Origin of the sequence: Arthrobacter sp. Cr_A7, assembly GCF_029222765.1 — a bacterium.
Taxonomy (GTDB): Bacteria; Actinomycetota; Actinomycetes; order Actinomycetales; family Micrococcaceae; genus Arthrobacter.
Map to the genome: position 1 here is coordinate 20,481 of NZ_JARHXQ010000252.1, position 15,435 is coordinate 35,915.

The 15,435-nt window shown below is 64.6% G+C and carries 10 protein-coding genes and 1 tRNA gene; 4 read left to right on the forward strand and 7 right to left on the reverse strand.

Annotated features, from left to right (window positions below; all coding sequences use genetic code 11):
* Positions 1 to 244: 244 nt before the first annotated feature.
* The 3 genes from gltB to pyk all read left to right on the forward strand — a co-directional run bounded on the left by gltB (position 245) and on the right by pyk (position 7,869).
* Positions 245 to 4,858, forward strand: a complete 4,614-nt coding sequence (gltB, locus tag P2Q66_RS15010) for a glutamate synthase large subunit (RefSeq protein ID WP_115524579.1) — start codon at positions 245 to 247, stop codon at positions 4,856 to 4,858.
* The gene (locus P2Q66_RS15015; protein WP_079597062.1) at positions 4,851 to 6,308 is read left to right on the forward strand and encodes a glutamate synthase subunit beta; all 1,458 of its coding nucleotides are present in this window, start codon (positions 4,851 to 4,853) and stop codon (positions 6,306 to 6,308) included. Before gltB ends, P2Q66_RS15015 begins: the two co-directional genes overlap by 8 nt.
* A gap of 70 nt (positions 6,309 to 6,378) precedes the next feature.
* Positions 6,379 to 7,869, forward strand: a complete 1,491-nt coding sequence (pyk, locus tag P2Q66_RS15020; protein WP_115524577.1) for a pyruvate kinase — start codon at positions 6,379 to 6,381, stop codon at positions 7,867 to 7,869.
* A gap of 63 nt (positions 7,870 to 7,932) precedes the next feature.
* Here pyk and P2Q66_RS15025 read toward each other — a convergent pair whose 3' ends face one another.
* A complete protein-coding gene (locus tag P2Q66_RS15025) occupies positions 7,933 to 8,538 on the reverse strand; it encodes a response regulator (protein WP_009358190.1) in 606 nt (201 codons plus the stop codon).
* A 203-nt stretch (positions 8,539 to 8,741) separates the two neighbouring features.
* Between P2Q66_RS15025 and P2Q66_RS15030 the strand changes: the two genes are divergently transcribed.
* Positions 8,742 to 8,823, forward strand: a tRNA-Leu gene (locus tag P2Q66_RS15030).
* An 856-nt stretch (positions 8,824 to 9,679) separates the two neighbouring features.
* On the opposite strand, the gene P2Q66_RS15035 is transcribed toward P2Q66_RS15030, so the two are convergent.
* The 6 genes from P2Q66_RS15035 to P2Q66_RS15060 all read right to left on the reverse strand — a co-directional run.
* Entirely contained in the window at positions 9,680 to 10,501 is an 822-nt protein-coding gene (locus P2Q66_RS15035) for a fumarylacetoacetate hydrolase family protein (protein ID WP_275729380.1), read from the reverse strand.
* A gap of 115 nt (positions 10,502 to 10,616) precedes the next feature.
* Positions 10,617 to 11,510: a CoA ester lyase gene (locus P2Q66_RS15040; protein ID WP_275729381.1), complete on the reverse strand. Its 894-nt coding sequence runs from the start codon at positions 11,508 to 11,510 to the stop codon at positions 10,617 to 10,619.
* A 35-nt stretch (positions 11,511 to 11,545) separates the two neighbouring features.
* Positions 11,546 to 11,857: a hypothetical protein gene (locus P2Q66_RS15045; RefSeq protein WP_275729384.1), complete on the reverse strand. Its 312-nt coding sequence runs from the start codon at positions 11,855 to 11,857 to the stop codon at positions 11,546 to 11,548.
* Positions 11,854 to 12,933 carry a tartrate dehydrogenase gene (locus P2Q66_RS15050; RefSeq protein ID WP_275729385.1) on the reverse strand — a complete coding sequence of 360 codons (1,080 nt, stop codon included), beginning with the start codon at positions 12,931 to 12,933 and terminating at the stop codon, positions 11,854 to 11,856. Before P2Q66_RS15050 ends, P2Q66_RS15045 begins: the two co-directional genes overlap by 4 nt.
* A 35-nt stretch (positions 12,934 to 12,968) precedes the next feature.
* Positions 12,969 to 13,919, reverse strand: a complete 951-nt coding sequence (locus tag P2Q66_RS15055; RefSeq protein ID WP_275729387.1) for a phosphoglycerate dehydrogenase — start codon at positions 13,917 to 13,919, stop codon at positions 12,969 to 12,971.
* Positions 13,920 to 14,030: 111 nt separating this feature from the next.
* The coding region (locus P2Q66_RS15060; protein WP_275729389.1) for a cation:dicarboxylase symporter family transporter at positions 14,031 to 15,435 on the reverse strand (1,405 nt) is incomplete at its 5' end.

The following is a 15,435-nucleotide window of genomic DNA, read 5'->3' on the forward strand; positions in this document are numbered from 1 at the left end:
AGCAGAGCCACCGCTCGGAGCTCCCGAAACCACAACGTCGTGGCATGGGGCCCAGTCTGGTCAGCATAGAGCTGCTGCCGGACGAAGCCCTGGGCAGGGGCCTGCGTAACCGTTAGTTCAGCAGGCCGGGCTGACCTACAATTTCCAGTAAGTAACACTTTGTTGTGCCCATGTGAGCGGTGCCCGACGAGTGGGGCCAATGGTGTCCCTTCCATACGCACGATCAGGAGGAAGGACGTCTCCCATGACCCAAACTCTTCACACTCCCAGCTGGTCCGAACCGGATCAGCCTGAGGCTGCCATGTCGCCGTTCAAGCGCTTCGCAGCCCTTCCGGAGGCCGCCGGGCTCTACAACCCCGAGCAGGAGAAGGACGCCTGCGGTCTTGCGATCATCGCAACGCTCCGCGGCGAACCCGGGTACGACATCGTCGACGCCGCCCTCACCGCCCTGCGGAACCTCGAGCACCGCGGTGCCGTGGGCGCCGACGAGGGCACTGGTGACGGCGCAGGCCTCCTGATGCAGATCCCGGACGAGTTCTTCCGGGCCGTCACCGAGTTCGAACTGCCCGCACCCGGCCAGTACGTGGCCGGCACCGCGTTCCTGCCCGCCGAACAGCGCGAAGCCGACGCAGCAAAGGCAGGCATCGAGGGCCTCGCCGCCGATGAAGGACTCAAGGTCCTCGGCTGGCGCGAGGTGCCCGTCGTCGCCGACCTCGTCGGCGCCATGGCCCGCGCCTGCATGCCCTACTTCTCCCAGCCCTTCCTCGCGTCCGCCACGGGCGAGGAGCTGGACCGCAACGAACTCGACTCGCGCGCCTGGCGTATCCGCAAGCGCGCCCAGAACAAGTTCGGCGTGTACTTCCCGTCGCTGTCCTCGCGCACCATCGTGTACAAGGGCATGCTCACCACCGCCCAGCTGGAGCCGTTCTACCCGGACCTCTCAGACAAGCGGTTCAAGACCAAGCTGGCGATTGTCCACTCCCGGTTCTCCACCAACACCTTCCCGTCCTGGCCGCTCGCGCAGCCGTTCCGGACCATCGCGCACAACGGCGAAATCAACACGGTCAAGGGCAACCGCAACTGGATGCGCGCGCGCCAGTCCCAGCTCGCCAACCCGCTGCTGGGCGATTCGCCCGAAGAGCTGTACCCCATCTGCACCCCCGGTGCGTCCGACTCCGCGTCCTTCGACGAGGTGGCGGAGCTGCTCTGGCTGTCCGGCCGGCCCATCACGCACTCGATCATGATGATGATCCCCGAGGCGTGGGAAAACCATGCCACGATGGATCCGGCCCGCCGTGCCTTCTACGAGTACCACTCCCTGCTGATGGAGCCGTGGGACGGCCCCGCCGCCGTCTCCTTTACCGACGGCAACCTGGTGGGCGCAACCCTGGACCGCAACGGCCTGCGCCCCGGACGCTTCTGGATCACCGAGGACGGCCTGATCGTCTTCGCCTCCGAAGTGGGCGTCATCGACGTCGAACCCTCCAAGGTAGTCAAGAAGGGCCGTGTGTCCCCGGGCAAGATGTTCCTGGTGGACACCGAGTCCGGCCGCATCATCGACGACGAAGAGGTCAAGGCTGAGGTTGCCGCCGCCAACCCGTGGGCGGAGTGGGTCAAGGACAACCTGATCGACCTGAACGACCTTCCCGAGCGCGAGCACGTGGTGCACACGGCTGCGTCCGTGAACATCCGCCAGCGCACCTTCGGCTACACAACCGAGGAACTGAAGATCCTGCTGGGCCCCATGGCCCGCACCGGCGCCGAGCCGCTGGGCGCCATGGGATCCGACACCCCGGTGGCCGTGCTGTCCAAGCGCCCCCGCCTGCTGTTCGACTACTTCGTGCAGTCCTTCGCGCAGGTCACCAACCCGCCGCTGGATGCCATCCGCGAAGAGCTGGTCACGTCGCTGACGTGCGCCATCGGCCCCAACGGCAACCTCCTGGACACCAAGCAGGTCCGCCAGCCCCAGGTCCAGCTGCCCTTCCCGGTGATCAACAACGACCAGCTCGCCAAGATCGCCAACATCGAGGACGCCGACGGCAACCGCGTGGCCATGAAGGTCCGCGGCCTGTACCGCCCCGAAGGCGGCGAGAACGCCCTGCGCGCCCGGCTCACCGAGATCTGCGAGCAGGTTTCCGGTGCCATCAACCGCGGTGTCCAGTACATCGTGCTCTCGGACCGTGACTCCAACGCGCAGTGGGCACCCATCCCGTCGCTGCTGCTGGTTTCCGCCGTGCACCACCACCTGCTCCGCAGCGCCAACCGCACCAAGACCGCCCTGGTGGTCGAGGCCGGCGACGTCCGTGAGACGCACCACGTGGCCGTGCTCATCGGCTACGGCGCCTCGGCCGTCAACCCGTACCTGGCCATGGAATCCGTGGAGCAGCTGATCGCTGCCGGCGACGTCACCGGCGTCACCCCGCAGGACGGCGTCTACAACCTCATCAAGGGCCTCGGCAAGGGCGTCCTGAAGATCATGTCCAAGATGGGCATCTCCACGGTCGCCTCCTACACCGGTGCCCAGACGTTCGAGGCCCTGGGCCTGGGTCAGGAACTGGTGGACGAATTCTTCGCCGGAACCCACTCCCAGCTCGGCGGCGTGGGCCTGGACGTCATCGCGGCCGAGGTCTCGGCCCGCCACCAGATGGCGTACCCGGAGGGCGGCATCGAGCAGCCCCACCGCCCGCTGCTGGGCGGCGGCGAGTACCAGTGGCGCCGCGACGGCGAGCCGCACCTGTTCAACCCGGAGACGGTATTCCGGCTGCAGCACGCAACCCGCGAACGCCGCTACGACATCTTCAAGGCGTACACCAAGGGCGTGGACGACCAGTCCACCAACCTGATGACCCTGCGCGGCCTGCTCAAGTTCAAGAATGAGCGCCCGGCCGTTCCCCTCGAGGAAGTGGAGCCCGTCTCCAGCATCGTCAAGCGGTTCTCCACCGGGGCCATGAGCTATGGCTCCATCTCGCAGGAAGCCCACGAGACGCTGGCCATCGCCATGAACCAGCTGGGCGGCAAGTCCAACACCGGCGAAGGCGGCGAGGACGTGGACCGGCTCCTGGACCCGAAGCGCCGTTCCGCCGTCAAGCAGATCGCGTCCGGACGTTTCGGCGTGACCAGCCTCTACCTGACCAACGCCGACGACATCCAGATCAAGATGGCGCAGGGCGCAAAGCCCGGCGAGGGCGGCCAGCTGATGGCGCAGAAGGTCTACCCGTGGGTGGCCCGCACGCGGCACTCGACTCCCGGCGTCGGACTCATCTCCCCGCCCCCGCACCACGACATCTACTCCATCGAGGACCTCGCGCAGCTCATCTACGATGCGAAGCGTGCCAACCCCTCGGCCCGGGTCCACGTCAAGCTGGTGTCCGAAGTGGGGATCGGCACCGTGGCGTCCGGCGTGACCAAGGCGAAGGCCGACGTCGTACTGGTTTCCGGCCATGACGGCGGAACGGGCGCCTCGCCGCTGAACTCGCTCAAGCACGCCGGTGTCCCGTGGGAGCTCGGCCTTGCCGAGACCCAGCAGACCCTGATGCTCAACGGCCTGCGCGACCGCGTGGTGGTCCAGGTTGACGGCCAGCTCAAGACCGGACGCGACGTTGTGATCGCAGCGCTGCTGGGCGGCGAGGAGTTCGGCTTCGCCACCGCTCCGCTGGTGGTGGAAGGCTGCATCATGATGCGCGTCTGCCACCTGGACACCTGTCCCGTGGGCGTCGCCACGCAGAACCCTGAACTGCGTGCCCGCTTCACCGGCAAGCCCGAGTTCGTGGTCAACTTCTTCGAGTTCCTTGCCGAGGAAGTGCGCGAAATCCTGGCCGAGCTCGGCTTCCGCAGCCTGGAAGAGGCCATCGGCCACGCCGAAGTCCTCGACACCCGGGAAGCGGTGGACCACTGGAAGGCCGACGGCCTGGACCTGGACCCGATCCTGCACGGGCTGGAGTTCGACGACGACGCGCCGCTGCGGAACATGACCGGCCAGAACCATGAGCTGGACAAGCACTTCGACCAGCGCCTGATCACCATGGCCACCGAAGCGCTGACGGACCGCAGCCCGGTGAAGATCGCCGTGGACGTCATCAACACGGACCGTTCCGTGGGCACCATGCTGGGGCACGTCGTCACCAAGACGTTCGGCACCGACGTGCTGGCCACGGACACCATCGACGTCACCCTCAACGGCACCGCCGGCCAGTCGCTGGGCGCGTTCCTGCCCGCCGGCATCACCCTGCGGCTGTACGGCGACTCGAACGACTACGTGGGCAAGGGCTTGTCCGGCGGCCGGATCATCGTCCGCCCGGACCGGACCAACGTCTTCAAGGCGGAGACCAACGTCATTGCCGGCAACGTGATCGGCTACGGCGCCACGAGCGGTGAAATATTCCTGCGCGGCCAGGTGGGCGAACGCTTCCTGGTCCGCAACTCCGGTGCCACCGCCGTTGTCGAAGGCATTGGCGACCACGGCTGCGAGTACATGACCGGCGGCCAGACGCTGATCATAGGACGCACCGGCCGCAACTTCGGCGCCGGCATGTCCGGCGGTACCGCCTACGTCCTGGACCTGGATACTGCCAAGGTCAACAAGGATGCACTGCAGTCCGGCGAACTCCAGCTCCGCGAGCTGGACGCCGAGGACCGCGATATCGTGCACGGCCTGCTGGTCAAGCACGTGGAAGAAACTGACTCCCAGCTGGCTGCGCGCCTCCTCGAGAACTTCGACGACACCGCAGCCCGCATTACCAAGGTGCTGCCGCGCGACTACGCGGCCGTGCTGCAAACCCGCCTCGACGCCATTGAAGAGGGCCTTGACCCCGACGGCGAAGAAGTGTGGTCTCGAATCCTGGAGGTAACCGGTGGCTGATCCACGCGGATTTTTGAAAGTACGCCAGCGGGAAACCCAGCCACGGCGTCCCGTTCCCGTCCGCATCATGGACTGGAAGGAAGTGTACGAAGCTCAGGAAAAAGGCACCCTGAAGGCCCAGGCCGGCCGCTGCATGGACTGCGGCGTGCCGTTCTGCCACCAGGGCTGCCCGCTGGGCAACCTCATTCCCGAGTGGAATGACCTGATGTGGCGGGATAAGGGCGAGGAAGCGATCGAGCGCCTGCACGCCACGAACAACTTTCCCGAGTTCACCGGCCGCCTGTGCCCCGCCCCGTGCGAGGCATCCTGCGTCCTGGGGATCAACCAGCCTGCCGTCACCATCAAGCAGGTGGAGGTTTCCATCATTGATGAGGCCTGGGACAACAACTGGGTCCACCCGCTGCCCCCGACGCGCCTCACCGGCAAGACCGTCGCCGTCGTTGGCTCCGGTCCTGCCGGCCTCGCCGTCGCACAGCAGCTGACCCGCGTGGGCCACACCGTTGCCGTGTACGAGCGCGACGACAAGATCGGCGGCCTGCTGCGCTACGGCATCCCCGACTTCAAGATGGAAAAGGAGCAGGTGGACCGCCGCGTCGAGCAGATGAAGGCGGAAGGCACCCGCTTCCGGACCGGCGTCGCCGTCGGCACCGACGTGACGTGGGAGCAGCTGCGCCGCCGCTACGACGCCGTCGTGGTCTGCACCGGTGCCACCGTCCCGCGCGACCTGCCCATTCCGGGCCGCGACCTGGACGGCATCCACTTCGCCATGGACTACCTGGTGCCGGCCAACCGCGTGGTGGCGGGGGAGACAGTTGAGAACCAGATCAATGCGCAGGGCAAGCACGTGGTCATCCTCGGCGGCGGCGACACCGGCGCGGACTGCCTCGGCACCGCGCACCGGCACGGCGCTGCATCCGTGACCACCCTGGCCATCGGCAAGCAGCCGCCGGCCGAGCGCGCCAGCCACCAGCCCTGGCCGACGTTCCCCACCCTCTTCGAGGTCGCCAGCGCCCACGAGGAAGGCGGCGAGCGGACCTACCTCGCCTCCACCGTGGAATTCGTTGGCGAGAACGGCAAGCTGACCGGCGTCAAGGTGGCCGAGACCGAGTTCGTTGACGGCAAGCGCCTGCCCAAGGCCGGCACCGAGCGAATCATCCCCGCGGACCTGGTGTTCCTGTCCCTGGGCTTCACCGGCGCCGAGCCGGCGGGCATCACCGAACAGGTGCACGCCGAATTCGACGGCCGCGGCAACGTGTCCCGCGACGGCTACTACATGACCAACACCGAAGGTGTCTTCGTGGCGGGCGACGCCGGCCGCGGCCAGTCCCTCATCGTGTGGGCCATCGCCGAAGGACGCGCCGCCGCCGCAGCCGTGGACAAGTACCTGATGGGAAGCACCATCCTGCCGGCTCCCGTCGCGCCGACGGACCGCGCCATCGCCGTCCTCTAATGCAGCACCGGGGGCTTAAGTTCACCCCCGCGACAACTTAACCAATGCAAGAGACCAATAGGGTAGGTATATGAGACGCGCAAAAATTGTGGCTACTTTCGGCCCGGCAATTGCCAGCTATGAGAACACCCTCGCGGTGCTCGAAGCCGGCGTTGACGTCGCCCGGATGAACATGAGCCACGGCGATTACTCCGTGCATGACAACACCTATGACAACGTCCGCAAGGCAGCGTCCGACCTCGGCAAGCCCGTGGCGATCATGGCCGACCTGCAGGGTCCGAAGATCCGCCTGGGCCGTTTTGTCGACGGTCCCCACGCCCTTGCCGAAGGTGACACCTTCACCATCACCACCGAAGACGTACCCGGCACCAAGGACATCTGCTCCACCACCCTGAAGAGCCTCACCGAAGACGTCAACGTGGGCGATGCCCTGCTGATCGACGACGGCAAGGTGGCCCTGCGTGCCATCGAGGTGGACGACGTCAAGGTTGTGGCTACTGTAACCGTGGGCGGCATGGTGTCCAACAACAAGGGCATCAACCTGCCCGGCGTTGCCGTTAACGTCCCCGCGCTGAGCGAAAAGGACGAGGACGATCTGCGGTGGGCCATCCGCCGCGGTGTTGACCTGGTTGCCCTGTCCTTCGTGCGTGACGCCACGGACATCAAGCGTGTGCACGAAATCATGGACGAAGAAGGCCGCCGCGTGCCGGTCATCGCCAAGATCGAAAAGCCCCAGGCAGTGGACCAGCTCCACGAGATCATTGACGCGTTCGACGCGATCATGGTGGCCCGTGGCGACCTCGGCGTGGAGCTTCCGCTGGAGGAAGTGCCGATCGTGCAGAAGCGCGCAATCGAGCTGGCCCGCCGCTGGGCCAAGCCGGTCATCGTGGCAACCCAGGTGCTGGAGTCCATGATTGACAACCCGCGCCCCACCCGTGCAGAAGCTTCCGACTGCGCCAACGCCGTGCTCGACGGTGCGGACGCCGTGATGCTTTCCGGTGAGACCAGCGTGGGCAAGTACCCGATCGAAACCGTCAAAGTCATGGCCCGGATCATCGAATCCACCGAGGTCCACGGCCTGGAGCGCGTCCCTCCGCTGGGGACCAAGCCCAAGACCCGTGGCGGCGCCATCACGCGTGCCGCCGTCGAAATTGCCGACCAGCTGGACGCCAAGTACATCTGTGCGTTCACGCAGTCCGGCGACTCCGCACGCCGCCTGTCCCGCCTGCGCCCCATCAAGCCGGTCTTCGCCTTCACCCCGGTGGAGCAGGTCTGGAACCAGCTGGCCCTCACCTGGGGCATCCAGCCGGTGCTGGTGCAGATGGTGGACCACACCGATGCCATGACGGCACAGGTTGACCGCAGCCTGATGGAGATGGACCTCGTGCAGGACGGTGACCTGGTGGTCATCGCTGCCGGTTCCCCTCCCGGAAAGGCCGGTTCCACCAACTCGCTGAAGGTGCACAAGGTGGGCGACCTCGCCGACTCCACCCGCGCGGGGGAAGTCACCAGCAACAAGGAAAAGCTCGGCCCCTGGCCGGAAAAGAAGAAGAAGGCCTAGCCTTTCTGACAATGAAAAGGACCCCTGCCGATTGGCGGGGGTCCTTTTTGTTTGGAACGAAGGTTAGTTCACCTGATTGATGATGGTCTCGGCCACTTCGCGCATGCTGAGGCGGCGGTCCATTGAGGTCTTCTGGATCCAGCGGAAGGCTTCCGGCTCCGTGAGGCCCATCTTGGTGGTCAGGAGGCTCTTGGCGCGCTCCACGAGCTTGCGGGTGGCGAACTGTTCCTGGAGGTCGGAGACCTCGCTTTCGAGGGCCTTGATCTCCTCGTGGCGGGAGAGTGCGATCTCGAGCGCGGGGATGAGGTCGGCGGGCGTGAAGGGCTTGACCACATAGGCCATGGCGCCGGCGTCGCGGGCGCGCTCCACGAGTTCCTTTTGGCTGAAGGCGGTCAGCAGCACCACGGGGGCGATGCGGGCCTTGACGATCTTCTCGGCTGCGGAGATGCCGTCCATAACGGGCATCTTAACGTCCATCAGGACCAGGTCCGGCTTCAGTTCCTCGGCGAGCTGGACGGCCTTTTCGCCGTTGTCCGCCTCGCCCACAACGTCATAGCCTTCGCCGCGCAGGATCTCGATGATGTCGAGGCGGATGAGGGTTTCATCCTCGGCCACAATGACGCGGCGCGCCGGCTGGGACGTGGGTTTTGACTCCGTCTGTTCAGTCACGGGATCTCCTTGGAAAGGTACGGCGGGGACATCACTATCTTAGGTGCCCCGGTCCTGTACTTGATCTGCATGGGTCGGTTGCGGCGTCGGCGGCGCGATTCTGGAATTCAGCCTATCTGCATGTAGAGTAATTCCGCGTACGTGAAGCAATCGCGTTGCTCACAGTCAGCTGTGGGCGTACTCTTTGGCTCCATGTATTCCGCGCCCGAGTGGCGGAATTGGCAGACGCGCCGCACTCAAAATGCGGTATCGAAAGGTGTGTGGGTTCGAGTCCCACCTCGGGCACAGCATATCCCCTCGTCAGAGGGGTTTTTGCTTTAACGTGTTGACATGGCTTGTGGTGGCGTCCCTCTGACGCTAGATGTGCGGGCATTGGCCTGGCTGCCACGGAGCCTATTCAGGTGTGTGGGGTGGCGGGTCCAAGTCCCTGGCTGGTGGGCCTTCCGCCTGCTGTGGTGGGGTTATGCGGTTCCTCGTTCCGGTTTTGTCGGGTTGGTCGTGGGTGGCCAACACCTATTCATGGTCCGGGGCTGCGGGCACAACATGACGTCGCCGACTTTTGTAGGAAATTCTTCTTGGAGGGCTCCTCTTTACCACGCGGGAGCAGTATGGGCTCCGTTTGTCCTGTCAAATGGGGTGTTGGCATTGTCCACACATACGTCTGCTTTATAGGAGCCCCGTGGTGGCCAGCAGTACGGAAGGGAATTTCGGTTCACGAGCAGCATCTGGCGCGCTGACTGCGGCGGGGAAGGCCCAGCACCATGAAGATCAGAGCGACAAAAGCGAAGCAGGCTTTGCTGCAGGTCGCACAAATTCGTGGGGGAGAGGGCCACTACGACGCCCAGGAACGGGACACCCCGAGTGCTTGGACCAAACGGCGGGATTGGGCCTACACGTCTCGGTAACTTGAGAGACTCGGCGCTGCAGCTTGCACTAATCGGGACCCTGACGAGGTCAACGCTGCGCTAAGTCAGGAGTGTCAGGTTTGGATTCAAGAGCTCTTCCAAGCCACGTGGGAAATGACGACTGAACCTCATACTAGCCATGTCTGAGGTCCGGCCTGACGTCAGCTTTGGGTGTACTTCGACCGACTACCGGCGTCGCTTAGCCGCGCGTTGATGTCTTCTGGGTAACGGTTCGATCAGACAGATTCTGCCCTGACTGTGTTGGTGATGCTGCCGACTCCTTCGACTGACACGGTGATAGTGTCGCCGTCTTTGAGGAAAAGTTGGGGGTCTCGGCGGTATCCGACTCCGGATGGTGTGCCGGTGAGGATGACGTCCCCTGGCTCCAGTGTGGTGAATTCGGTGATGGTCGCGACGAGTGTGGGGATGCCGAAAATCAGGTGGGAAAGGTCGGATTTTTGGACAACTTCCCCGTTCAGGGTTGTGCTGATGCCTGCCTTGGTGATGTTGGCCTCTGCAGGGGTGACGATGTAGGGGTCGATCGGGGTGGTGTTGTCCCAGATCTTGCCCTGCAACCATTGGTGGGACTCGTTCTGGAAGTCGCGCATGCTGACGTCGTTGGAGACGCAATAGCCAAGGACATGGTCCAGAGCGTCCTGTTCGGTGACGCGGCGGCCTGTCTTGCCGATGATGACGGCGAGTTCGCCCTCAAAGTCGACCTGGCCGGATTCCGGGGGCAGGACGATGTCGTCCGCTGGTCCGATGAGAGTGGACGCGTATTTAGGGAAGAGGACGGGAAAGGCTGCCGTGCTGACCACGTCGGCATGGTCTTTGTAGTTCAGGCCCACGCAGAGAATTTTTCCGGCCCTTGGTGACGCAGCACGCAGGGTGACTTCCGAGACGCTAACCCGGGCTTCGGTTAGACGGGCGGCACTGGCAAGGAGATCAGCTGATGTTTCCGGTCCAATGTCGGTGAGCCCGGCCAGCGGGATGACGTGTTCGCCGTGGACTTCGCCGAGGTAGTTGTGACCCTTGTATCGGTAGTTTGCGTAGGCCATTCTTTCTCTTCCTGATCTGGGTGACTGTTTTCGGCAATGCTCGCAACGTGCCGGAGGCGAAGGTTGTTCATCATCATCGGTATCCGTGGCGCTTCGGGCCGCCTGTGCGGCGCCGCTAACCTGCCGGCTGCACGCCGAAGGCTACCGCGAGCTTCATGATCTTCTCGGCGCGGCCCAGGCGAGGCAGGTCGGAGCCGTCCCGGATGACGCGGCCGTTGGCTTCGAAGTCGGCCATGAAGTCGGTGGCCCAGGCGACGTCGGATGGCGTGGGGCTGATGACCTCGTTGATGACGGGGGTCTGGTCAATGGCCAGGCAGAGCTTGCCGGTCATGCCCATCATCACCGTGATGCCGGTCTGCTCGCGCAGGATGGGGTGGTTGGTGCCGACGGTGGGGCCGTCGATGGGGCCCGGCAGGTTGCCCACACGGCTGGCGACGACAAGCTTGGCGCGGGGGTAGGCCATGGCCTCGGCGGTGGCGGCCATGCCTGTGTCGCGGCGGAAGTCACCGGAGCCGAAGGCCAGGCGGAACGCGCCCTGTGCCTTGGCGATGTGGTTGGCTTCCTCGATGCCCAGCGCGGATTCCACCAGCGGGATAACGGGCGTCTTGCCGTCCATGCGGTGGAAGCTCTCGGTCACCTGGTCCGCCGATTCGGTCTTGGCGAGCATGACGCCCAGGAGGCCGGGCGTGCCGCGCAGGCCGGCGAGGTCGTCAGCCCAGAAGCGGCTGGTGGCATCGTTGATGCGGACCCAGGCCTTGCCGCCGGCCGTGAGCCAGTCCACCACGTTGTTCCGCGCCTGGTCCTTCTGCGACGGGACCACGGCATCTTCAATATCCAGGATGATCGAGTCGGCGCGGGACACTGCCGACTGGTCGAAGAGCTCGGGCTTCATGGCATTGACCAGGAGCCAGGAGCGGGCGATCTCTGCTTGGATATTGCGCTCTAGGGTGAAGTTCGGGAAGGCATCAGTCGATGTTGGGAATGAGGTATTTCCGGTGCTTTGGGGCATCTAGGTGGGCTGCGTCATGGGGTCTCCGTGCTAAGTCAGTTGAGTGATGGTGCAGTGGATGTCATGCGGTAGCAGAGACCCTCTTCGGCTTCTTCCGGGTGGGCCCACACTGCGATCCCGCGTGCGGCTTCGTACATGGTGCGTGGTTGTGCGGCGTTGCCTGCGATCCAGAGTGCTGTGGAGTCTGCCATGGCATCGTCAACTGTCCCGGTGCGGATAATGCTGCCGTTGTGGCGGATCTGGACGGTGGTTCCGATCAGCCGGCGCCAATGGATGTATTGGCGGAGCATGATCCGCTCTCCGAAGGCAGGTTCCTGCTGCCTGGTGGGGCCGGGTGATGGGGTCATGGTGCGGTGAGGGCTGATGCCACTGCTTTGCCCAGTGTTTCTGTGGTGGCGTTGCCGCCCATGTCCGGTGTGAGTGCCTGTTGTCCTTGGGCGAGCACGGTTTCCATGGCGGTGGTGATGGCGGTGGCTGCTTCGGGCTCCCCGAGGTGTTCGAGCATCATGGCAGCGCACCAGATTTGGCCGATGGGGTTGGCGATGCCTTTGCCGGCGATGTCGGGGGCGGAGCCGTGGACGGGTTCGAAGAGGCTGGGGAACTTGCGTTCGGGGTTGATGTTGCCGCTGGGGGCGATGCCGATGGTGCCGGTGCAGGCGGGTCCGAGGTCGGAGAGGATGTCGCCGAAGAGGTTGCTGGCGACGACGACGTCGAACCAGTCGGGGTGCATGACGAAGTTAGCGGCCAGGATGTCGATGTGGTACTTGTCCACGTTGACGTCACTGAAGCCCTTGGCCATTTCCTGGACACGTTCGTCCCAGTAGGGCATGGTGATGGAGATGCCGTTGCTCTTCGTGGCGGAGGTCAGGTGTTTCTTGGGACGGCTTTGTGCCAGGTCGAAGGCGTATTTCAGGATCCGGTCCACGCCGGTGCGGGTCATGACGGTTTCCTGGACCACGGTTTCGCGGTCGGTGCCTTCGAAGATTTTTCCGCCGATGCTGGAGTATTCGCCTTCGGTGTTTTCGCGTACGACGTAGAAGTCGACGTCTCCCGGGACCCTGCCGGCCAAGGGGCTGGGCACGCCGGGCAGGAGTTTGACCGGGCGGAGGCTGACGTACTGGTCGAAGTGGCGGCGGAACTGCAGCAGGCTGCCCCACAGCGAGATGTGGTCAGGGACGACGTCGGGCCATCCAACTGCGCCGAAGAAGATGGAATCGAACTGGTTCAGCTGGTCGAACCAGCCGTCGGGGAGCATCTTCCCGTGCCGGGTGTAGTAATCGGCCGAGGCGTAGTCAAAGTGTTCGTATTTGAGGTTGAGGTCGAAGGCTGAGGCTGCGGCGTTTAGGACGCGCAGCCCTTCGGGCACGACTTCAGTGCCGATTCCGTCGCCGGGAATGACTGCGATGCGGTGGGATTTCGACATCAGGATCCTTCTTCGTCGGTGAGATGTGTTTGGTGTTAGCGGTCGACCGGGTGTGCCGGTTCGCGGTTTTCGAGGACATCGATGACGGCGTGCGCGGCGGCCAGCCCCGCACGGATCCGTGCCTGGATTGTTTGGCCTGCAAGGTGGGAGGTAATAAGGACATTGTCCAGGCCCCGGAGGGGGCTGTCCGCGGGCAGGGGTTCGATCTCGAGCACGTCCAGGGCAGCGCCGGCGATGGTGCCGTCGTACAGTGCCTTGGCCAGGGCTTCTTCGTCCACGAGTGAGCCGCGGGCCGTGTTAATGAGGACAGCGGTGGATCTCATCGCCTGCAGCCGGGACGCGTCGATGAGCGGGCCCATGCTCTGGCCTGCGCGGGTGTGCAGGGAGAGGTAGTCCGCCTCGCTGATGACGGTATCGAAATCAGCGAAGCGGACGGTGCTGCTGGTGTCAGGGTCGGGGTGGGTGGTGCTGACCAGGACGGTCATGCCGAGGGCGGTGCCCAGGTTTGCGGTGGCGCGTCCGCTGGGGCCGTAGCCGATGATGCCGAGGGTGGAGCCGCGCAGTTCATGGCCGGCGTCGCGGGGCCAGCGGCCTTGGCGGACGGCGGCGGTGACCTCGCCGAGGCGCCGTGCGGCCATGATGATCAGTCCGATGGTGAGTTCGGCGACAGAGTGGTGGTTTGTTCCCGGAGCGTTGCAGACCCTAATTCCTTGTGCGGCCGCGGCCTGGATGTCGATGGAGTCGTAACCGACGCCGCTGCGCGCGATGACTTTTAGGGAGGCTGCGCCGGCGAGCATGTCGGCGGTGACCGGTTCGCTGGCGAGGATCGCGCCGGATATGCCGTCGAACAACGAGCGGCGTTCCGCCGGGGTCCGTGGCCCACGGGAGTGCGAGTAAACCGGTTCGAGGCCGTGGTCGCGCAGCAGCTGGTCCACGGTATCTCCCTCATGGAGGTAGTCGGTGGTGATCAGGATGCGTGGGGCCATGGTGGGCGTTCCTCGTCGTGGTCGGGTGGGCGTGGTTTTCGCTTGGAGTGGTAGTCACGCGCGTCAGGGCCGCCACGGAGTGCGCAGCGGCCCTGACGGTCGTTTCCGGTATTAGTGGGCGTCGACTTTGTCTGTTTCCACGGGTTCCGGGGTGTTGGCCTGGATTTCGTTTTTCTTTTTGCCTGCGGCGTGCAGGACCCTGCGGGCCTGTTCGGGGTCGTAGTCCTTTTCCCATTTACCGACGACGACGGCTGCCATCACGTTGCCCAGCACGTTGATGAACACCCGTCCTTCGTTCAGGAGCCGGTCGATGCCGACGATGAGGGCAAGGGCAGCCAGGGGGATGCCGCCGACGGAGCTCAGGGTGCTGGCCAGGACGATGAACGCGCCGCCTGCGATGCCTGCGGTGCCTTTGCTGGTGAGCATCATGACGCCGACCATGACCAGCTGCTGTTCCCAGGACAGGTCCATGCCAACGGCCTGGGCCAGGAATACCGAGGCCATGGTCAGGTAGACGGCGGAGCCGTCGAGGTTGAAAGAGAACCCGGAGGGGATGACGATGCCGACGGTGGACTTGCCGACGCCCATGGCTTCGAGCTTTTTGATCAGCTGCGGAAGGACCGCTTCGCTGGAGCAGGTGCTCAAAGCGATCAGCAGTTCGGCCTTGAAGTAGCGCATCACGGTGAAAATGTTCAGCCCGGTGGCACGGGCGATGATGCCGAGGACCACGAGGACGTACGCGATGCAGGTTCCGGTGAACAGCAGGACGAGGTATCCGAGTTGCTGCAGGCTTTGGGTGCCGTAGTTGGCCACCACTGCCGCCAGGGCGCCGAAGGTGCCGATGGGGGCAAGGCGCATGACCCAGTTGACGATCTTGAAGATCACTGTGGACAGGGCCTGGATGCCCTTTGTCAGGAAGGCACCGGCTTCACCGGAGACGTTCATCGCGGCGCCGAAGATGATGGAGACCATCAGCGCGGCGATGATCGTGTGGCCGGTTAAGGCGCCAAACAGCGACTCGGGGATGATGTTGTTGACGAATTCGATGCCGTCGAAGCCTTCGCTGGCCTTCGCAGGAACCTTGCTGGAGTCCAGCTGTGACGGGTCGATGTTCATGCCGTCGCCGGGACGGAAGACGTTGGCGACAACGAGGCCGATGAGCATCGACAGCAGTGACAGCACCAGGAAGTACCCCAGTGCCTTCACACCGATGCGGCCGGCCTTGCGCAGGCTGTCCATGGATGCGATGCCAAGGGAAACAACGCAGAACACCACCGGAATGACGATCATCTTCACCAGGGCGATGAACCAGTCGCTGAGCGGGGTGAGCTGTTTGCCGACTTCGGGGAGGAGGAAGCCGACGGCGATGCCCAGGACGGCGCCCAGGACGACTTGGAACCAGAGTTCGCGCATCAGCCGGCCGAACCGGGAGCGCTGGTTGGGCGGATGGGCGGAATGGTGCGGGTTCTGCACGGTGTGGGACGACATCTTGGGTGCTCCTTTGCACGACAGACAG